Raw genomic sequence first — 20,264 nt, 5'->3', positions numbered from 1 at the left:
TCTCCGACTCAGTAGTTCTATGCCGAGTACCACGGACAAGCACGAATCGATGCTGCGCGAATATCCTTAACCCCGGAAAACACCGCCGATAGCGCGATAAACTCACATTCAAAAGCATTGGCAGTAAGTCGCGCCAACGTAGTTTTCCCCACCCCCGGCGGTCCCCATAAAATCATCGAATGCGGCTTGCCGGATTCAAACGCCAGCCGCAATGGCTTGCCTGCGCCCAGCAAATGACTTTGCCCGATCACGTCATCGAGTGTCGTCGGACGAAGCGCCTCCGCCAGCGGTGGCACAGGCGCTACTTTAAATAGATCGGACATGGAAAAAGGGCTCTGAATAAGACTGACTGGTTAACAAAAAAACCGGTAAAAAATAGTACGGCAGCTACAACTCTGGTCCGTCAGTATTAGCGTCCCGGACACAAAACTGCTGTCTATGAGAGAATCCGCCGCCTCTGAACATTTCTCAACACCTACGCACTCAACAATCTGCCATGCCATTCGTTGTCACCGACTCCTGCATCCTCTGCAAATACACCAGCTGCGTCGACGTCTGCCCGATGAATTGTTTCCGTGAGGGGCCCAATTTTTTGGTCATCGCGCCCGACGAATGCATCGATTGCTCGCTGTGTGTATCGGAATGCCCGGTCAATGCCATTTATAGCGAGATTGACCTGCCCGACCATCAACGCCATTTCATACAATTAAACGCTGAACTGGCCGCACAGGCAGACTGGAAGCGGATTACCCGCTCAACAGCACCGCTGCCAGAACACGAAAAATGGCGCTCGGTGACGGAGAAATTGGTTTTTTTAGATGTAGGACTGAATCAGACCAACGCGTAGTGAGTTTTGCAGTCAAACATCCCGTTCGTACTGAGTAGCCCTTCAGGGCGTATCGAAGTATATGCATGTCCATCTTCCGATCGTCCTGAGTAGCGCAGCGTATCGAAGGATACGGCACTACGTGCCTACTCAGTCCGAACGAGTTTTAATTGTATAAATTTATAGTCAATGCACTCTGGTAAGTAAAACGCTATCGGGCATGACTGCGTTCCACCAACTATCAATTATCAAAAACGTCCGCACCCTTCGGCACGACAAACTGAAATCCACCACTCGGCGCAGGGGGATTTTTAACAAAATGGGTGAACGACAGCATCGACACCTGACCGAACGAATCCCGCAACTCCATCGCCTCCGGCAAGCCATTACGCAGGCCGATACTGATGTGATCAAACGTCGTATCTTTGGCCTTTGGAGTCGCTTCCAACCACTCCAGACCATCCTTGGGCGCGCCCTCTTTGAGCGTGAAATTTTTCTCCAGATCATTGCTACCGAACAGGATTGCTGCCGGTGACGAGCCCAGCGCGTTACCCAGTTTCTTGGTTGTTACCTGATTCAAATCTTTGTCATAAATATACAGTTTGTCGCCATCAGCTTGCAGCACTTGTTCGTAGGGCTTCAGATAGGTCCAGATAAATTTACCGGGACGGGCAAAAATAAACGTCCCGGTTGATGCCGTTGAGACTTTGGCTTTCTCGGTTCCGCTATCCGTTTTAACTAAGCGCTGCGTGAACTCGCCCTTGGCAGACTGCGTGCTGCTGACAAAGGCTTTGAATTGTTCAAGCGCGCTGGCGCTGGCAATAGCGGGCAACAGCATGGCGGAGAAGGCTAAAGTGCGCATCAATTTGCGCACGCAAAATTGTTTCGTTTGCATTTGGTTCACATGGACTTTCATTACGTTATGGTCATGATTATTCAATAGGACTTACTCAGGCTTCCCTACCGGCACCAAAATCTCCCGATTACCGTTAGATTGCATCGTCGACACCATGCCGCTCTGCTCCATCTGTTCCAGCAATCGGGCGGCGCGGTTATAGCCAATGCGCAAATGGCGCTGCACCAGTGAAATCGACGCCTTACGATTTTTTAATACGATCGCGACGGCCTGATCATACAGTTCATCGCCTTCAGTACCGCCCACTGCGCCAGCACTGGCGCCCTCGCTGCCATCTTCGGCAACAACGCCGTCCAAAATACCTTCGACGTAATTCGGCTCGCCTTGTTCCTTTAGATAATCAACTACGCGATGGACTTCCTCATCGGATACAAATGCGCCATGCACGCGAATCGGCAAACCCGTGCCGGGCGGCATGTAGAGCATATCGCCCATACCGAGCAAGGCTTCCGCGCCCATTTGATCGAGAATCGTGCGGGAGTCGATTTTGCTGCTGACCTGAAACGCAATCCGGGTCGGCACGTTGGCCTTAATCAGACCGGTAATGACGTCAACTGACGGGCGCTGCGTCGCCAAAATCAAATGGATTCCGGCAGCACGGGCTTTTTGTGCGATCCGGGCAATCAGCTCTTCGACCTTCTTGCCCACCACCATCATCAAATCGGCCAACTCATCGATGATGACCACGATAGTCGGTAGTTTTTCCAATGGCTCAGGCGCGTCTGGTGTGAGACTAAACGGATTCGGGATTTTATCTTCGCGTTTTTCAGCGTCGGCAATCTTTTGGTTGTACCCGGCCAGATTACGCACGCCCATTTTTGACATCAATTTATAGCGCCGCTCCATCTCATTGACGGCCCAGTTCAACGCGTGACCGGCCTGGCGCATGTCGGTGACAACGGGAGCCAGCAGATGCGGAATGCCTTCATAAATCGACAATTCCAGCATTTTCGGATCGATCAGAATCAGGCGCACATCTTTCGGATCGGATTTATATAAGAGCGACAAAATAGTCGCATTAATCCCGACCGACTTCCCTGACCCGGTCGTCCCCGCCACCAGCAAATGCGGCATCTTGGCTAAATCGGCCACAACCGGATGACCAGCGATATCCTTGCCGAGCGCAATGGTCAGGCTCGATACGCCGTCGTTATAGATTTTGGAGCTAAGAATTTCCGTCAGACGCACGATCTGGCGCTTAGGATTGGGCAACTCCAGGCCCATAAACATTTTGCCGGGAATCACCTCCACCACACGGATCGAGGTCAGCGACAGCGAACGCGCCAAATCGCGTGCCAGTCCGACAATCTGACTGCCCTTGACGCCGGTTGCCGGTTCAATTTCATAGCGCGTAATCACCGGCCCCGGATAGGCCGCAACAACTTTTACCTGCACGCCAAAATCGGAGAGTTTCTTCTCGATTAAGCGACTATTGAATTCCAACGTATCGTCGCTGACAGTGACCTGCACGGGCGGGGCCTCATCGAGCAAAGACAGCGGCGGCAAATTGGTATCGGGAAGATCCTGAAACAGCGTCGTTTGTCGCTCGCGCTCAACCCGCTCAGACTTTTGCACCGTCACAATTTGCGGCTCGATCCTGATCGGCGGAGCTTCGACCGCTTTAGCGCGCTCTTGCACCACGACTTCCTCACGTTTGACGGCGGCAACAAACCCGGCGCGGCGATCTTCACGGGCGGCGATCAAATTCCTGACCCACAGAATCGCCCCTTCCACTCCCTGACCGATGCGCTCCACCACGGTAAGCCAGGAAATATGAAAAAACAAACTCACGCCGAGTGCAAAAAGTAGCAACAGCAGCAGCGTGGCACCCGTAAAGCCCAGCGCACTCTGTGCATTGCTGCCGATCAATTGACCTAGCACGCCGCCGGGCGCGCGTGGCAATTGCATGTGCAGAGAGTACATCCGCATGTATTCAATACCAGCACTACCGATCAGAATAAGCACAAACCCTGCGCCGCGAATCAGACTTTCCTGTGGATGGCCCTCCTCCAGCTCGTCCTTTTCCTCCAGAATCAGGCTGTGCGAAATACGCTGATAACCGCTCCACAATGATCGTAATAGCAACACGCACCACCACCAGGCCGACGCACCAAACACAAACAGCATCAGGTCAGCGATATACGCCCCCCATCGTCCACCCCAATTACTCAGACGCACGACGTCCTTTGAGTGCGACCAACCGGGGTCTGCGTTCGAATAACTGATCAAAATAATCATCAGATAAGCGGTCAGCACCGCAAAAATGATCCAACGCGCCTCCGACAGCAAGCGCACCAGCCGATTCGGTGGCGGCGGTGCGGCTTTTGGCTTTGCGCTACGGGTATAGGCTTGGGTTGTTCTAGTCATAAATCCATTAATACTCATTAGTACTGAAATTGCTTACTGAAATTGATTGCTGAATACACAGCGCCTATTTTCACCTGACGTGGCACACAAGCAAACTTGGCAAATGTAACAACGTGAAATTATGCACTGGAATGCAGCCAAACGATGCAGCAAACTGCCTCCTCTTGTTGCGGCACAGCAAATTGGGGCATGAAGAACAAACCATTGCGGCTCGGAACGCGTCAAACGGGCGCTTGGACTATAATTCGTACCAGTTTTAAGTCACATTTTTTGGTGCATCAAGACAATATTTATATTTACTCTTTGTAAATAGACAACGATCTTTTGGCTGATCCCCGACTTACCTTTTAACCTTTCGTCCAGAGAACCTATTTATGACTACCGCAAAACCCACCAAACCCACTAAACACGCCAAAGTCCTCATCCTCGGCTCCGGCCCCGCCGGTTACAGCGCTGCCGTCTATGCTGCGCGTGCCAATCTCAATCCGGTCTTGATTACCGGCGTCGAGCAAGGCGGTCAATTGATGACCACCACCGATGTCGAAAACTGGCCCGGCGACCATGGCGGCGTGCAAGGTCCGGAATTGATGCAGCGTCTGCTCAAGCACGCTGAAGAATTCAACACAGAAATCATTTTCGACCATATTCACACCACCAAGCTATCCGAAAAGCCATTCCGCTTAATCGGCGACTCCGGCGAATACACCTGCGACGCCCTCATCATCGCAACCGGCGCATCGGCGCAATACCTAGGTCTTCCGTCAGAAGAAGCGTTCATGGGCAAAGGCGTTTCCGCCTGCGCGACCTGCGACGGTTTCTTTTACAAAGGCCAGGAAGTCGCCGTCGTCGGCGGCGGCAATACAGCGGTCGAAGAAGCGCTGTATCTCTCCAACATCGCCACCAAAGTCACGCTAGTCCATCGCCGCGAAAAATTCCGCGCCGAGCCTATCCTGATTGACCGTTTGATGGCCAAAGTTGCCGAAGGCAAAATCGTCATCAAATACAACCACACGCTAGAAGAAGTCACCGGCGACACCAGCGGCGTCACAGGCATGAACATCAAATCCACCGTTGACGGCGTAGTCACCCCGGTCACCCTGCACGGCGTCTTTATCGCCATCGGCCACAAACCGAATACGGCCATCTTTGACGGTCAGTTGACGATGCATAACGGCTACATCAAAACCAAAACCGGCCTCGAAGGCATGGCCACGGCCACTAGCGTTCCGGGCGTATTTGCCGCCGGCGACGTGCAGGACCATATTTATCGCCAGGCCATTACCAGCGCCGGAACCGGTTGCATGGCCGCGCTGGATGCACAGCGCTTTTTGGAAGAGTAATAAAAACGCCGTTGCCTGCTGTCAGGCAACGGCATTTTTATATCAGCAATTATTCTGAGGAAATAGCATGACCGCTCCTATCAAAGACTTCAACGATCTGAAAGCCCTGCAACAAAAGCTCAAGGTACAAGAAGAGATCCGACAGGCCGAAGCCGCAGAGCGCCAGAAGCAGGCACAGCAAGCCGAGCGCGACGCCGACATTTTCCGTAAAAGCATCGGTAATATTCAACCACTCACACCGACCACAAAGAAAAAATAAGCCCGCAAGCACGCTAACGCCGTCATTCCCCCATCACCTGAGCTGAAATCCTCCACGACCCCATGCACGGCCCGATCAAAGATTTCCGCGCCCTCAAACCGCTGCGCAAAACCCTCAAAGTCCAACACGAAGCCCGTCAGGCTGCCGCTGCTGAGCGTGTGCATCAACAAAAACAAGCCCAGCACGAAAGCATGCAGTTCAGCCACCACGTTGGCCGCGTATTTCCCATCAAATCGTCCGACAAAATTGCGGCCCATCAATCGCACCCGGCTCCGCTGCTCAAAAAATCCCGCTTAGATGCACAATCCGCACAATCCGACGTGCAGACCATCCTGCAAGCCTCGCTATCCGATGCATTCAGTATCGAAAACATCCGCGACGACGACGCGTATTTACGCTACGCCCGCAATGGCATCGGTCCCGATATTCTGCCCAAACTGCATCGCGGCCATTGGTCGATTCAACAGCAACTTGATCTGCACGGCCTGCGCACCGATCAGGCCCGCGACACGCTCGCACAATTTCTACAACTGGCGACCAAACGCCGTTGGCGCTGTGTGTGCATCATTCACGGCAAAGGCTTCGGCTCGATCAACGGGACGCCGGTATTAAAAGGCAAAGTCCGCGACTGGCTAGTGCAAATTGACGAAGTGATCGCTTTTTGTCAGGCCAGCGATGCAGACGGCGGGTCCGGCGCGATCGTCGTGCTGCTCAAAGCGCAAGTGCGTGAATAAGCCACTCTTACAACACCCTCAAAACTAAAAATTGTAACGGCCATTGTTTTGCGTCAAAACACGCGCATATTTATAGCCGGGATATAAATTAGTTGAAAAATTGATAATCTCATTTCAACTATCGTTTCCTGCTTTAAAGGAATTGGTATGCGTACCTATGACAAGTTGATTGCCGATATTCATGTCGGTCAAAGAAGCAGCAGCTTGCGCGCTTCTTTGACCCGTAAACTGATGAAGCAACGCCTTCATCCGGCAAGTTTCACGCCATCAACTTAACGCATAGAGGCACCATCATGACCCGCAAAACCCCCATCGAGCGCTACCGCAATATCGGCATCAGCGCCCACATCGACGCAGGCAAAACCACCACCACCGAACGCATCCTGTTCTACACCGGCGTCAAACATAAAATCGGCGAAGTCCACGACGGCGCGGCCACCATGGACTGGATGGCGCAAGAGCAAGAGCGCGGCATCACCATCACCTCGGCTGCCACCACCGCCTTCTGGAAAGGCATGGCCCACAATTTTGACGAGCACCGCATCAACATTATCGACACCCCCGGCCACGTCGATTTCACCATCGAAGTCGAGCGCTCCATGCGCATACTCGACGGCGTGGTCATGGTCTATGACGCCGTCGGCGGTGTACAACCGCAATCCGAAACCGTCTGGCGGCAAGCCAACAAATATGCTGTCCCACGGATTGCATTTATTAACAAAATGGACCGGGTTGGCGCTGATTTTTTCCGCGTCTGGCAGCAAATAAAAGATCGCCTCAAAGGTAATCCCGTACCGATCCAGATTCCGCTCGGTGCCGAGGATCACTTTCAAGGCGTGATCGACCTCGTCAAGATGCAAGCCATTATTTGGGATGAAGCCAGTCAGGGCGTCGTCTTTGATACGCACGATATCCCTGCCGAACTGATGCCGCTGGCGCAAGAATGGCGCGACAACATCATCGAGCAAGCCGCCGAAGCGACCGACGCACTGATGGAAAAATACCTCAGCGGCGAACCACTCTCTGAAGCCGACATCATCGACGGCCTGCGCCTGCGCACCGTCGCCAATCAGATCGTGCCGATGCTGTGCGGCAGCGCCTTCAAAAACAAAGGCGTGCAAGCCCTGCTCGACGCGGTAGTCCACTATCTGCCGTCGCCGCTAGACGTCCCGGCCATCCTCGGGCATGACGAAAACGATCAGCAGATCGAGCGCCATCCCGCCGACAACGAACCCTTCTCCGCCCTCGCCTTCAAGATCATGACCGATCCCTTCGTCGGTCAATTGACATTTTTCCGCGTCTACTCCGGCGTCATCAATTCTGGCGATGCGGTGTATATCCCGGTCAAAGGCAAAAAGGAAAGACTAGGCCGCATCTTGCAAATGCACGCCAATGAGCGCAAAGAAATCAAAGAGGTCTACGCCGGTGATATCGCCGCCGCCGTTGGTCTCAAAGACGTGACCACCGGCGACACACTCTCCGACCCGGAACACGTCATCATCCTTGAGCGCATGATTTTTCCAGAGCCGGTTATTTCCCAGGCGGTCGAACCGAAAACCAAGCCCGATCAAGAAAAAATGGGCATCGCCCTAAACCGTCTGGCGCAAGAAGACCCGTCCTTCCGCGTGCATACCGACGAAGAATCCGGCCAGACCATCATTTCCGGCATGGGCGAGCTGCATCTGGAAATTCTGGTTGACCGCATGCGGCGCGAATTCGGCGTCGAAGCCAATGTCGGCAAACCGCAAGTCGCCTACCGCGAAACCATCCACAAAACCGTCGAAGACATCGAAGGCAAATTCATCAAACAATCCGGCGGCCGCGGCCAATACGGTCACGTCGTGCTTACACTAGAACCGCTCGCCCCCGGCAAAGGCTATGAATTTATCGACGCCATCAAAGGCGGCGTAGTCCCGCGCGAATACATCCCGGCGGTAGACAAAGGGATACAGGAAACGTTAAAGAACGGCGTCCTGGCTGGCTACCCCGTGGTAGATGTGCGCGCCACGCTCACCTTCGGCTCCTACCACGACGTTGACTCCAACGAAAACGCCTTCCGCATGGCTGGCTCCATCGCCTTCAAAGAAGGCATGCGGCGCGCCAATCCCATCTTGCTGGAACCGATGATGATGGTCGAAGTAGAAACGCCGGAAGACTTCATGGGCAACGTCATGGGCGATCTGTCATCGCGGCGCGGGATGGTGCAAGGCACCGACGATATCGCGGGCGGCGGTGGCAAAACTATTCGGGCTGAAGTCCCGTTGGCGGAGATGTTTGGTTATTCCACGACCCTGCGCTCACTCACGCAAGGACGGGCAACGTACACCATGGAATTTAAACATTACGCGGCGGTGCCGAAGCATGTTCTGGAGCAGATCAGGGTGACGCACGGGTAGTCGGAGGGCTGCATAAGGTTGAGTGTATGCGGTCTGAACTAGCTCCCCTCTCCCGCCAGCGGGAGAAGGGAGCTACTTCAGAACGCATAACCCCATCCCTACCGCATCGCAACATCGATTGTTCTTGCTTAATATGCATCGCCGAACTAAAAATGTAATCGATTACATTTTTTATTCATTTGTCATGCACCCCATCGAATCCTCACCTTCGCCCTCCGATCAGCCAGTGTCGATTACTGCTGTAGCAGCGCATGCAGGTGTCTCTGTCGCCACCGTATCGCGCGTCATGAATGCGCAGGACGGCGTACGTCCAAAGACTCGCGAGAAGGTTTTAGCCGCAGTCGAGGCCTTAGGCTATCGGATGAATTATCTTGCCCGTAACTTGCGCACCGCTGAGACCCGTCTGCTGCTGACAATGGTGCCCGACGTCGGCAATCCGTTTTATGCCGAGATCGTGCGCGGGATCAATTCCGTGGCGCGTCAGCATGGCTATTTTGTGCTGTTGTGCGATACCGGCGCGGACGCCGCCGAAGAACGCTCTTATTTCGATTTACTCCGTAGCCACCGCGCCGACGGTGCCATATGCCTCGATCCCGACACGATCCAGCACGCATCTGCTAACGCCGCCACGGACTTGCCGTGGGTCGCCTGTTGCGAGTTCGATCCCACGGCCGCCGTGCCCTATGTCGGCATCGATAACTATCGGGCCGCCGGAGACGCCGTGCGCCATTTACTCGAACGCGGACATCGTCGTATCGGCCTGATCAACTCCGACGAACGCTATCTGTATGCGCGTCAGCGGCAAGCTGGTTATCTCGATGCCATGCAGGCTGCCGGTCTGACCCCGCTGCCAGCATGGTCGCGGACCGTGCAAAGTCTGGATTACGCCGCCGGTACTGCGGCAACCCTGGAGATCATGGCGCTGCCGGATGCGCCGACGGCGATTTTTGCCGTCTCCGACACGCTCGCCATCGGCGTCTTAACCGGCTTGCGCCAGCTCGGCAAGCGCGTCCCGGCTGACGTTGCCGTAATCGGCTTCGACGATATTGCGATTGCTGCCCAGATCGATCCCGGCCTGACGACGATTGCCCAGCCCATGCGTGCCTTGGGCGAAACCGCCGCCAACCTGCTCTTACAACGCCTGAGCGCACCAAGCACGCCGGTGCACAGCGTATTACTCAACCATCATCTGGTCTTGCGTGGGAGTACCTGACATGAGCGTCGCCATCAACTTCAAGAATATCTGCAAAGATTTCGGCCCCGTGCGCGTTTTGCACGGGGTCAGCTTTGATCTCACGCCGGGGCGTGTGTATGGCTTGCTGGGCGAAAACGGCGCTGGCAAATCGACCCTGATGAAAATTTTAGCGGGCTATGAAACCGCCAGCGATGGACAGTTAATCATCGACGGCCAGCCGCAAAGCTTCACCAGTTCCCGCGCAGCTGAAGCCTGCGGCATCGTCTTGATCCATCAGGAATTTAATCTGGCCGAGCATTTGACGGTGGCGCAGAATATTTTTCTTGGTCATGAAAAACACAAAGGCTGGCTCTTAGACGATCAGACCATGCGCAGTGAGGCCGCACGCTATTTGCAACAAGTCGGCCTCGATGTCAGTCCCGACACCAAAGTCCGGCAATTAATCGTGGCCGAAAAACAGTTAGTCGAAATCGCCAAAGCACTGGCACGCAACGCCCGGTTTCTGATCATGGACGAACCGACCGCCACCCTCACCTCGTCCGAGACGCAACGCTTGTTTGCGCTGATGGCACAGCTCAATGCCGACGGCGTGACGATTTTATATATCTCACACAAACTCGATGAAGTCGAACGCATCACCGATGAAGTCATCGTCATGCGCGATGGTCGCTTTATTACGCGTGAACCCACCGCCAGCTTAACCCGGCAGCAAATGGCCAACCTGATGGTCGGGCGCGATTTGTCGGCCATGTTCCCTGACAAATCCCGCGCCGCCAGCGACGCCCCGATTTTGCTCAAAGTCGATGGTTTATCTGTCCCCGGCTGGTCGCAAGATGTGTCCTTCGAGATCCGCGCCGGAGAAATTTTAGGCTTCGCCGGTCTGGTCGGTGCCGGGCGCACAGAATCGTTCGAAGCCCTCATCGGATTGCGCCCGCGCAGTGCCGGGACCATTACCCTCAACGGCAAGGTGATCGATTTACGCAATCCGCGTCAAGCCATGCAACAGGGCGTGACCTATCTGAGCGAAGACCGCAAAGGCAAAGGCTTGCACGTCAATCTCGGGCTGCGCGAAAACCTGACCATGATGACGGTCGAGCGCTATGCCCATCCGTGGCTCGATCTGGTGGCCGAAAAAAAGGCCATGAGCAGCGCTGCGGCAGCATTCAACATTCGCACCGGCGAGCGCGACAGCAATATCAAGGCCAGCATGCTGTCCGGCGGCAACCAGCAAAAACTGGCGTTGGCCAAATTTTTACATCCGGACCCGCGCGTCATCATTCTCGATGAGCCCACCCGTGGCGTCGATGTCGGTGCCAAACGCGATATCTATTTCTTGATCCACCGACTAGCCGCCGAAGGTCGCGCAGTGATCGTCATTTCATCCGAATTAATCGAACTCATTGGCCTGTGCCATCGCGTCGCCGTGATGCGCGCAGGCAGCTTACAAACCACGCTCGACAGCGAGCATTTGACGGAAGAGGAGTTGATCGCACATGCAACCGGTACCCATTAAAACCAGCGTTCGCACCTATTCTGCGGCCATCTTGCTACGCATCAAAAACCTCGGACCATTACTCGGCCTGATCGGTTTATGCATCGTCGGGACCCTGCTCAATCCTGACTTTGCCACCGTCGATAACATGATGAATGTGCTCACCCGCACCGCCTTTATCGGCATCATCGCCGTCGGGATGACGTTCGTGATTATTTCCGGCGGGATCGATTTATCGGTCGGCTCCATGGCCGCTCTGATTGCCGGCAGCATGATTTATTTCATGAATGCATTGATGCACGGCACAGGCGGCATGCACTTTGCGCCATTGACTATCGTGGTGCTGGGCATCGTGATGGCGCTGGTGCTGGGAGCCGGGTTTGGCCTGATACACGGCCTGCTTATTACCAAAGGCAAAATCGAGCCATTCATTGTGACGCTGGGAACGCTGGGGATCTTCCGTGCTTTTCTGACCTATCTGGCCGACGGCGGCGCGCTCACGCTCGACAATCAATTATCGGACCTGTATAGCCCGGTGTATTACACCAGTGTGCTCGGCGTGCCGATTCCGATCTGGATATTTTTATTTGTCGCACTCAGCGGCGCAGTCCTCCTCAATCGCACCACCTTTGGCCGCCACGTACAAGCCATCGGATCGAACGAACAAGTCTCACGCTACGCCGCGATCCGGGTCGATCTGGTAAAAATTTCGACCTATATTTTTCTCGGACTGTGCGTCGGGGTCGCCACCATCCTCTACGTTCCCCGTCTGGGTTCAGCCTCACCGACCACCGGCTTGCTCTGGGAGTTAGAAGCCATCGCCGCCGTTGTGGTCGGTGGTACTGCGCTCAAAGGTGGCGAGGGACGCATAGTCGGCACTGTGATCGGCGCCATCCTACTCTCCGTCATCAGCAACATTCTTAACCTGACCAGCATTATCAGCGTGTATCTGAACGCGGCGGTACAGGGGATCGTCATTATTGCTGTGGCGTTTTTGCAGCGCAATCGTCGTTGATCAGTACACCATTTTTATAAGGGGCCACTTAAGCCCCACAACCTGGAGGAAACACCATGAACCGTACTACCCGCATCACCCGTATCGTCGGTGCAGGACTGCTGGCCTTAACTGTTTTACCTGTACTTGCTGCTGAAAACGTCGTCCTGGGTGTCGCCATCCCGACGGCGACCCACAGCTTTACCGCCGGTATCGTCTGGTGGGCCAATGAAGCCAAAGCAGAATTGGAAAAAGCCCATCCCGGTTTAAAAATCATCGTCAAAACCGCCGCCACCGCGCCGGAGCAAGCCAATCAATTGCAAGATATGGTGACGATCAACAAGATCAATACGCTGGTGATTTTTCCGATCGAATCGGCCTCACTGACGCAACCCGTTGCCCAAGTTAAAAACAAAGGCGTCTACGTCACCGTGGTTGATCGCGGCCTGACCACGACCGACGCGCAAGATGCTTACGTTGCCGGTGACAACGCCGCTTTCGGCAAATTGCCTGCCGAATATCTGGCAAAACGGATGAATGGCAAAGGCAATATTGTGGTCCTGCGCGGCATGCCAACAACGCTCGACAATACCCGCTTTGATTCCTTTAATGCAGTCATCAAAGGCCATCCTGAAATGAAAATTCTGGACGCAAAATACGGTAACTGGAATCGTGACGATGCGTTCAAAGTGATGCAGGATTATTTGACACGCTTTAAACAAATCGATGCAGTCTGGGCTGCCGATGACGATATGGCGATTGGCGTTCAGAAAGCCATTGAGCAAGCTAAGCGTACCGATATCAAAGAAATTTTCGGCGGTGCAGGCGCAAAAGGTGCGGTCAAGAAAATCATGGACGGGTCCGATCCGCATATCGTGGCCGACGTTTCTTACTCGCCAAAGTTTATGTATGACGCCATTAAAATTACTGCCGAAGCACGCTTGAAAGGGACTAAATTACCTGCCAATACGATTATTCCTTCGGTCTTGATTACCAAGGAAAATGCTAAGGAGTTTTATTTCCCTGATTCGCCGTTTTAAGTATCAGTAATTGATACCAAAGTGGTGATATTCAAAAATTGAGATGACCCCTTAGTCCGTTCAGACTGAGTAGGCACGCAGTGCCGTATCGAAGATACACCGACGCATGTATATACTTCGATACGCCCGTTGGGCTACTCAGTACGAACGGAGTTTCTTAAATTCAAATGTCAACACACCCTAAAGATAACGCCATGAAAACCATCAAAGGCCCCGCCATCTTTCTGGCCCAATTCATGGGAGAACTCCCCCCATTCGACACCCTCGCGCACCTGGCAAAATGGGCCGCCGACCTCGGCTATAAAGGGTTGCAACTACCCACCGACCCGCGCCTGTTCGACCTGAAGCTGGCAGCCGAAAGCCAAACTTACTGCGACGACATCACTGCACTCTTAGCCGGACACGGCTTACAACTCACCGAATTATCCACCCATCTGCAAGGGCAGTTAGTCGCCGTCCATCCCGCGTATAACGACTTGTTCGACAACTTCGCCGCCCCGCATGTGCGCGGCAATCCGGCAGGACGCACCGCATGGGCCATCGACCAGTTAATGCTCGCCGCCCAAGCATCGCAACGACTCGGCTTGACAGCCCACGTGACTTTTTCAGGCGCATTGGCATGGCCTTACCTATACCCCTGGCCGCAACGCCCGCCCGGTTTGGTTGAGGCCGCATTCGCAGAACTAGCCGCACGCTGGCGACCGATACTCGACGCGTTCGACGCTGCCGGGGTCGATCTCTGCTACGAACTGCATCCCGGCGAAGACCTGCATGACGGCATCAGCTTTGACCGATTTCTGGCCGCCGTAGACCAGCACCCGCGCGCCTGCATTCTGTACGACCCCAGCCATTTCATGCTGCAACAACTCGACTATCTCGCCTTCATCGATATTTATCATGCACGCATCAAAGCATTTCACGTCAAGGATGCAGAGTTCCGGCCCAATGGAAAACAAGGCGTCTACGGCGGCTTTTCCGACTGGCAAGATCGGGCCGGACGGTTTCGCTCGCTTGGCGACGGGCAAATTGATTTCAAGGCGATTTTTTCCAAAATGGCGCAATACAATTTCCCCGGTTGGGCTGTGTTGGAATGGGAATGCTGCCTCAAGCATCCCGAAGACGGCGCAGCGGAAGGGGCCGACTTCATTGCACGCCATATCATCAGAGTCGCACAGCGCGCTTTTGATGATTTTGCCAGCGGCACAATCGATCAACATCAGATCAACACACTACTCGGCCTGAAACCGTAATTAAAGGAAACAACAATGCAACAACGTTTACAACTAGGCATGGTCGGCGGTGGACAAAACGGCTACATCGGCGCAGTCCATCGTAGTGCTGCGCGGCTCGATGATTATTACGAGTTGGTCGCCGGTGCGTTATCGAGCGACCCGGCCCGCGCAGCTGCCAGCGCGCAAGAGGCGCGTATCGATCCCAGCCGGAGTTATAGCGATTACCGCGAAATGGCACGGCAAGAAGCCGCACGCCCCGATGGAATCGACGTCGTCGCCATCGTCACACCCAACCATTTGCATGCACCGGTTGCCACCGCATTTTTAGAAGCAGGCATCCATGTTATTTGCGACAAACCGCTGGCGATTTCGTTGGAAGAAGGCCGCGCCTTAGCAGCCCTCGCAAAGAAAAAAAACCGCATTTTTGCACTGACCCACACCTACACCGGCTACCCGATGGTGCGCCACGCCAAGGCGTTAGTTGAAGCCGGAGAGATAGGCGAATTGCGCTTACTACAGGTCGAATACTCACAAGATTGGCTGGCCGCCACGATCGGCAGAACCGACACCGGCGCAGCCGACAACTGGCACCACGATCCTTTACGTTCCGGCCCCGGCGGCACGCTAGCCGATGTCGGCACGCACGCCTGGCATCTGGCGCAATTCATCAGCGGCCAGACCCCGACCCAACTGCTGGCAGAACTCAACACCTTCGTCCCCGGACGCCCGATCGATGACCACGTCCAAGTCATGCTGCGCTACGCCAACGGCGCACGCGGCACGCTGTGGGCCACGCAGGTCGCAACAGGCTGTGAAAACGCCATCCGCATCCGGCTATACGGCAGCAAGGCCCAGCTAGCCTTTAATCAAGAAAATCCAAATGAATTATGGCTCACCCCACAAGGCGGCAACGCCCAACGCTTAACCCCGGGCCGGGTCACCAGCGCCGCCGCCATGCACGCCACGCGTGTGCCAGCCGGTCATCCCGAAGGCTACTTTGAAGCGTTCGCGCAATTGTATGTGGATGCAGCCTTGCAGTTGGGCAGGCGATCAACGCCGGGCTACCGATTCCTGAGGCGACACGCTGGCTGCCGGATGTGAATGATGGGGTGGCGGGAATGGCGTTTATTGAGGCGGCTATTCGTAGTCATAAGGATGACGGACGATGGACTGATATCGCGCGGTAATTAAGAACAATAGGACTTACGTAAAAATCGTCCCGGCAAGGCAGGCCCCGCGTATAGAAAGGGCCTGCCGATGAGCAGCAAAACGTTACCTGATTGTTACCGTAACGATACTTATTCCAAGATACCCAATAGCGTAGAACTGTCATTGTTTGAAATCGAACCTTGTTCTATCTAACGGTAATTGAGAATCCGCCATGAAATCACATCAAGCCCTCATTGTGGCCCTGACGCTGTGCTGGACATCCCAGCACGTGCAGGCCGAACCCATCGCCCAACCCTTCCTGATGCTACCCAGCCTAACGGAAAAGGCACCAGCCCAGCCCGCCAAACCAGGTACCCTGCTAAAGCGTAACGCGCAGCCCGCCACGGCCGCAGGCTGCCAGCCGGACGGCGACATTAGCCGGGACGGCCATGACCTCAAGCTGACTCTGCAGGTAGAAGTACGCCCCAACGAGATCAACAACCCGAGCAATCCGAATGGCACGAAGGATAAGGTCAGCCTGCGCTCCTATGGCGGCTGCCTGTCAGGCCCACTTATCGAAGCCCTGCCCGGCGACACTCTGCGCGTCAATCTGATCAATGACCTGAGCGTGGACGATCCAAGTTGCCCGAACGGAACCGACCCGACAGACGGTTCGCCGGGCTGTTTCAACACCATCAATTTGCATGTTCACGGCATGCACGTCTCGCCAGCTGGCAACAGCGACAACGTACTGCTCAACATCGCCCCGCAGACCCGGTTCGGATACGAGATCAACATCCCATCGGACCACCCGTCGGGCACCTTCTGGTACCACGCACATCGCCATGGATCAACGGCTGTGCAGGTCGCTAGTGGTGCGTCGGGAGTTCTGATCGTCCGTGGCCACAGGGCTTACACCGGAGGCGCTTCAGGCGATATCGACACAATTTTGCACGACGCAACTGGCTCGCCGATCAAAGAGCAGGTATTCGCCTTCCAACAAATACCCTATGCATGCTTCGATGCTAACAACCAGATTATCCTCACTAAGGATAAGACTTGGTACTGCCCTCCAAATGCGACTGGTGTCGTCGAAAATTTCGGCTTGCAGTTGGCTTCGGCTACGGTATGGGACACTAGTGGGCGTTTTACCAGCATCAACGGGGCCGTGCAGCCGTTAATTCAAAACATAAAGGCTGGCGAGATTTTGCGCTGGCGCTTTGTCCATGCGGGCATCCACGATACGATCAATTTGCAGATTGTCCCGATGGTTTCTAAGGGTGACAAGGGCCAACTTCCGCTACACGGTATTTTGAGCGGCAGCCCAAAACAGCAAGCCCCGACAATTGCAGAGATTTGTCCCGTGAAACCGGTTAATTTAGTACCACAGTTTGAAATTGCCGCAGACGGACTGACGCGCACAGCGATCCGCTCCATAGGTCTGAACAAAAAGAGTGTCAGCGGGGGCATAGGCAGCAATTTCCTACAGCCGGGATATCGTAGTGACGTATTGGTGGTATTTCCGCACGACGGCACCTACTGTGTGTTGAACCAGGCGGCCACTCCCGCAGAGCGCGTCAATGCAAAAAAACAAACTGGCGGAGGCCAGGGTCCAAATGAAACCCAGCTTTTGGCGACAGTGGTCGTCAAAGATGGAAAAGCCGTGACGGGCGATGTGGAAAAATATATACAGCAGGCGCTCTATGACGGTAATGAACACGACGAAGGCTTGCCCAAAGCTGCGCTGGATGGACTGTTGCGGGGTGACCTCACACCGTGGCGCGGGATGCCGGAGTCTGGTCCGGCGTCCAACTCCTGGCATCCTGTCCCGGTAGAGTTTTACATCGGCACCCTACCCGCGCCGCCAGCTACTCCCAACCCTAATGGAGCGTTTGGATTTTATATCAACGCCAAGGCATATAACCCCGATCGTATTGACTTTACCCGTCAGCTTGGTGCCACCGAGGATTGGTTACTTACCTCAGCCGGCGAGCCGCACATCTTCCATATTCATGTCAATCCCTTTGAAGTGATGGATGTGACCCATGATGGCAAGAGCATCTTCGGGCCGCACGGCGAATGCTTGATAAAACCGGATTCGCTTGGCTTGGAAAACCAGTATTGCGGTATGTCGCACACTTTCAAAGACACAGTGTTTGTGCAGAACAATTACCAAGTGTTGATTCGGACAAAATACGATCGCTATATCGGGGAATTCGTCATCCACTGTCACATTCTGGACCACGAAGACAGCGGCATGATGGCGAATATCCAGATTGTGCCCGACACCAGCGCGCCTGGCGGTGGAATCGGCATGGTCGGCATGCAACACGCAGGCCATTCTGACCCTGGCAAGCACTGATCCTCCACCAACCACCATCAGGAGAACACCATGCGCAATCCCTTTGCTGGCACTTGGACGTACCGCAGCTTCCTCAACAACACCGCCCCGACCAACGGCGACCCGCTGAAGTTAGAGGCGCTGTTCTTCGCTGAGGGCCAGTGGACCGTACAAGACACGGCGGACACGGTATTGCACGGCACGCTCAGCTTCGGGACCGACGCCATCATGGACCTGAAAGGCACGGTGGTCCCAGCACAGGCTGGCGCACCTGCGCGACTGCATATGGTGGGAAGCGGGCGGCCGGGAACCTTGACCGAGTACTATTTTTATGACTACGACGGCGCGATGACGGAGCACTGGCCCAATGGCGTAGGCCAGGTGGCAGCCATCACCGGCTCGGTCATCCGGGTTAAACCGCACGACGGTGAGGCCGCCGGCTTGGTGGCCTCCTTTATTGCCGTCAAGTCGGGCTGAACCCGGCGGCGGCTTTTCCGTAGACGTCGGTGAATTGATTGACATTTTTCTGCCTCCTCTCGTAGGGGGCAGTATTTTTTTGTAGACAAATTTACCCTGGCATTACTACGTTGTCCAAATACGATCTGCAGACGTAACGATCAACATTACGCATTGTTACCGTAACGTTACTTCCGTCGGGATACGCAACGCAGTACAACAATGCATGTTCGTAAAACGTTTCGTGAAGCCACAAAATCCATTCTTTGAGAACTCAGATTATGTGTACGGCGGCAAGATTTTTTAAGCGCTGATAAACGCGTTTGGCCTCACCAGTTTTTCCAGACATGCCCACCAAGTAGTTACATTCACGCACCCATCAGGAGATCAACATGTCAAAGCTCAGAGTTCGTCAGTCCATCCAGATACTGCAAGACGATTACAGTAAGGGTCATAAGAAATCTTTAGAAGATTTGATGCGTGCATGGAAAGGTATTAAGGAACTTCCAGCTGACAACCTGCGCTCATTCTTTGTCCTGGGTGGCTATCACGGCGAACCCTTCCGCGGAGCTGGCTGGGGAAGTGCTGACTATTGGGGTGGCTACTGCAATCATGGGAATGTTCTATTTCCAACCTGGCATCGGATGTATCTGCTGAAAGTAGAAGAGGCTTTGCAAAGCATCCCCGGATGTGCGGATGTAATGATGCCGTATTGGGATGAAACCAGCGCCGAATCTCTAAAAAATGGGATTCCATGGGCGCTTACCCGAGAAACTTTCGTACTTGACGGAAAAACGATCCCGAATCCCCTGCGCTCATTTGTTTTCAATAAAAACATTTTTGACAATACCTCATCGGAAACGGACAACTACACTAAGCCCAAGGGATATGAAACCGTACGTTATCCGTTATCGGGTCTTGTGGGTACACCCGCCGATATAGAAGCGACGAAAAAACACAATGCACAGTATCCGGACTACGAAACCAACGTGGGAATATTGAATGGAAATGTGACGAACTGGCTCAACTCGAGCGTCGAGGTTAAAGGTCAGGTCATTCCAACTAATGTGCACGGGAAATACAGCAGTTGCCTCGATGCTCCCAACTTTACCGTCTTTTCCAATACAAGCTCCGCCGCTCAATGGAACGAGGACCGCGCTAAAGATGCTGTGCAGGTCGTACCACTGGAGAGCCCGCACAATAGCATCCACTTGGCCGTGGGAGGTTGCGATCTGCCTACTTACGATAGATCCCCGATACCGGGAGCGAATGGCGATATGGGGGAAAACGATACCGCAGGTCTCGATCCAATTTTTTACTTTCACCATTGTTTCGTTGACCGTGTATTTTGGATGTGGCAGCAGAAGCACGGCTTTACCCATCGTCTTGAACTTATTCCAGAGTATCCGGGGAGCAATACTGTTGACAATCAAGGTCCTACCCCTGGCATGGCACCGAACACATGGTTAACCCTGGAGTCTCCGCTCAATCCGTTCAGAAAGAGCGAGGGTGAGAAAGAGCACGCCT

At 54.4% G+C, this 20,264-nt stretch carries 16 protein-coding genes and 2 pseudogenes; 15 read left to right on the top strand and 3 right to left on the bottom strand.

Features of this window, described 5'->3' with window-relative positions; all coding sequences use genetic code 11:
• Positions 1-38: 38 nt before the first annotated feature.
• A pseudogene (locus tag ACVBEF_RS15510) lies at positions 39-323 on the bottom strand (AAA family ATPase); the annotation flags it as partial.
• Between the two features lie 173 nt (positions 324-496).
• Here ACVBEF_RS15510 and fdxA point away from each other — a divergent pair.
• A complete protein-coding gene (gene fdxA / locus ACVBEF_RS15505; RefSeq protein WP_447124837.1) occupies positions 497-847 on the top strand; it encodes a ferredoxin FdxA in 351 nt (116 codons plus the stop codon).
• Between the two features lie 220 nt (positions 848-1,067).
• On the opposite strand, the gene lolA is transcribed toward fdxA, so the two are convergent.
• The gene (gene lolA, locus ACVBEF_RS15500) at positions 1,068-1,721 is read right to left on the bottom strand and encodes an outer membrane lipoprotein chaperone LolA (RefSeq protein WP_447124836.1); all 654 of its coding nucleotides are present in this window, start codon (positions 1,719-1,721) and stop codon (positions 1,068-1,070) included.
• Positions 1,722-1,772: 51 nt separating this feature from the next.
• Complete coding sequence (locus ACVBEF_RS15495) at positions 1,773-4,109, bottom strand: DNA translocase FtsK (RefSeq protein WP_447124835.1); 2,337 nt, start codon at positions 4,107-4,109, stop codon at positions 1,773-1,775.
• A gap of 374 nt (positions 4,110-4,483) precedes the next feature.
• Between ACVBEF_RS15495 and trxB the strand changes: the two genes are divergently transcribed.
• From trxB to ACVBEF_RS15425, 14 genes and pseudogenes are all read left to right on the top strand, one after another.
• Entirely contained in the window at positions 4,484-5,449 is a 966-nt protein-coding gene (gene trxB, locus ACVBEF_RS15490; RefSeq protein WP_447124834.1) for a thioredoxin-disulfide reductase, read from the top strand.
• A 67-nt stretch (positions 5,450-5,516) separates the two neighbouring features.
• The gene (locus ACVBEF_RS15485; RefSeq protein WP_447124833.1) at positions 5,517-5,708 is read left to right on the top strand and encodes a hypothetical protein; all 192 of its coding nucleotides are present in this window, start codon (positions 5,517-5,519) and stop codon (positions 5,706-5,708) included.
• Between the two features lie 62 nt (positions 5,709-5,770).
• Positions 5,771-6,442: a Smr/MutS family protein gene (locus tag ACVBEF_RS15480; protein WP_447124832.1), complete on the top strand. Its 672-nt coding sequence runs from the start codon at positions 5,771-5,773 to the stop codon at positions 6,440-6,442.
• Positions 6,443-6,589: 147 nt separating this feature from the next.
• Positions 6,590-6,718: a hypothetical protein gene (locus ACVBEF_RS15475; protein WP_447124831.1), complete on the top strand. Its 129-nt coding sequence runs from the start codon at positions 6,590-6,592 to the stop codon at positions 6,716-6,718.
• Positions 6,719-6,735: 17 nt separating this feature from the next.
• Positions 6,736-8,838, top strand: coding sequence for an elongation factor G (fusA, locus tag ACVBEF_RS15470; protein WP_447124830.1), 2,103 nt, complete (start codon positions 6,736-6,738; stop codon positions 8,836-8,838).
• Between the two features lie 184 nt (positions 8,839-9,022).
• Positions 9,023-10,051 (top strand): LacI family DNA-binding transcriptional regulator, encoded by a 1,029-nt coding sequence (locus tag ACVBEF_RS15465; protein ID WP_447124829.1) that lies wholly within the window; start codon positions 9,023-9,025, stop codon positions 10,049-10,051.
• A gap of 1 nt (position 10,052) precedes the next feature.
• Positions 10,053-11,546, top strand: a complete 1,494-nt coding sequence (locus tag ACVBEF_RS15460) for a sugar ABC transporter ATP-binding protein (RefSeq protein WP_447124828.1) — start codon at positions 10,053-10,055, stop codon at positions 11,544-11,546.
• Positions 11,527-12,540 carry an ABC transporter permease gene (locus ACVBEF_RS15455; protein ID WP_447124827.1) on the top strand — a complete coding sequence of 338 codons (1,014 nt, stop codon included), beginning with the start codon at positions 11,527-11,529 and terminating at the stop codon, positions 12,538-12,540. The genes ACVBEF_RS15460 and ACVBEF_RS15455 overlap by 20 nt, the downstream gene beginning before the upstream one ends.
• A 56-nt stretch (positions 12,541-12,596) precedes the next feature.
• Positions 12,597-13,559 (top strand): substrate-binding domain-containing protein, encoded by a 963-nt coding sequence (locus ACVBEF_RS15450; RefSeq protein ID WP_447124826.1) that lies wholly within the window; start codon positions 12,597-12,599, stop codon positions 13,557-13,559.
• A 194-nt stretch (positions 13,560-13,753) separates the two neighbouring features.
• A complete protein-coding gene (locus ACVBEF_RS15445) occupies positions 13,754-14,809 on the top strand; it encodes a sugar phosphate isomerase/epimerase family protein (protein ID WP_447124825.1) in 1,056 nt (351 codons plus the stop codon).
• A gap of 39 nt (positions 14,810-14,848) precedes the next feature.
• A pseudogene (locus tag ACVBEF_RS15440) lies at positions 14,849-15,978 on the top strand (Gfo/Idh/MocA family protein).
• A 284-nt stretch (positions 15,979-16,262) separates the two neighbouring features.
• Positions 16,263-18,302 carry a multicopper oxidase family protein gene (locus ACVBEF_RS15435; RefSeq protein WP_447124824.1) on the top strand — a complete coding sequence of 680 codons (2,040 nt, stop codon included), beginning with the start codon at positions 16,263-16,265 and terminating at the stop codon, positions 18,300-18,302.
• Between the two features lie 30 nt (positions 18,303-18,332).
• A complete protein-coding gene (locus tag ACVBEF_RS15430) occupies positions 18,333-18,758 on the top strand; it encodes a hypothetical protein (RefSeq protein ID WP_447124823.1) in 426 nt (141 codons plus the stop codon).
• A gap of 371 nt (positions 18,759-19,129) precedes the next feature.
• Positions 19,130-20,264: tyrosinase family protein (locus tag ACVBEF_RS15425; RefSeq protein ID WP_447124822.1), on the top strand; the 1,135-nt coding region annotated here is incomplete at its 3' end.

The sequence above is a fragment of the Glaciimonas sp. GG7 genome (assembly GCF_052976905.1).
The sequence above is the reverse complement of the archived record's forward strand: the minus strand, read 5'-3'. Positions and strand labels throughout refer to the sequence as shown.

Excerpts from the sequence above, each read along its gene's own strand:
- fdxA (WP_447124837.1), top strand. The coding sequence starts at position 497 with ATGCCATTCGTTGTCACCGACTCCTGCATCCTCTGCAAATACACCAGC.
- lolA (WP_447124836.1), bottom strand. The coding sequence starts at position 1,721 with ATGCAAACGAAACAATTTTGCGTGCGCAAATTGATGCGCACTTTAGCC.
- trxB (WP_447124834.1), top strand. The coding sequence starts at position 4,484 with ATGACTACCGCAAAACCCACCAAACCCACTAAACACGCCAAAGTCCTC.
- ACVBEF_RS15465 (WP_447124829.1), top strand. The coding sequence starts at position 9,023 with ATGCACCCCATCGAATCCTCACCTTCGCCCTCCGATCAGCCAGTGTCG.
- ACVBEF_RS15435 (WP_447124824.1), top strand. The coding sequence starts at position 16,263 with ATGCTACCCAGCCTAACGGAAAAGGCACCAGCCCAGCCCGCCAAACCA.
- fusA (WP_447124830.1), top strand. The coding sequence starts at position 6,736 with ATGACCCGCAAAACCCCCATCGAGCGCTACCGCAATATCGGCATCAGC.
- ACVBEF_RS15430 (WP_447124823.1), top strand. The coding sequence starts at position 18,333 with ATGCGCAATCCCTTTGCTGGCACTTGGACGTACCGCAGCTTCCTCAAC.
- ACVBEF_RS15455 (WP_447124827.1), top strand. The coding sequence starts at position 11,527 with ATGCAACCGGTACCCATTAAAACCAGCGTTCGCACCTATTCTGCGGCC.
- ACVBEF_RS15460 (WP_447124828.1), top strand. The coding sequence starts at position 10,053 with ATGAGCGTCGCCATCAACTTCAAGAATATCTGCAAAGATTTCGGCCCC.
- ACVBEF_RS15480 (WP_447124832.1), top strand. The coding sequence starts at position 5,771 with ATGCACGGCCCGATCAAAGATTTCCGCGCCCTCAAACCGCTGCGCAAA.
- ACVBEF_RS15485 (WP_447124833.1), top strand. The coding sequence starts at position 5,517 with ATGACCGCTCCTATCAAAGACTTCAACGATCTGAAAGCCCTGCAACAA.
- ACVBEF_RS15445 (WP_447124825.1), top strand. The coding sequence starts at position 13,754 with ATGAAAACCATCAAAGGCCCCGCCATCTTTCTGGCCCAATTCATGGGA.
- ACVBEF_RS15450 (WP_447124826.1), top strand. The coding sequence starts at position 12,597 with ATGAACCGTACTACCCGCATCACCCGTATCGTCGGTGCAGGACTGCTG.
- ACVBEF_RS15495 (WP_447124835.1), bottom strand. The coding sequence starts at position 4,109 with ATGACTAGAACAACCCAAGCCTATACCCGTAGCGCAAAGCCAAAAGCC.
- ACVBEF_RS15475 (WP_447124831.1), top strand. The coding sequence starts at position 6,590 with ATGCGTACCTATGACAAGTTGATTGCCGATATTCATGTCGGTCAAAGA.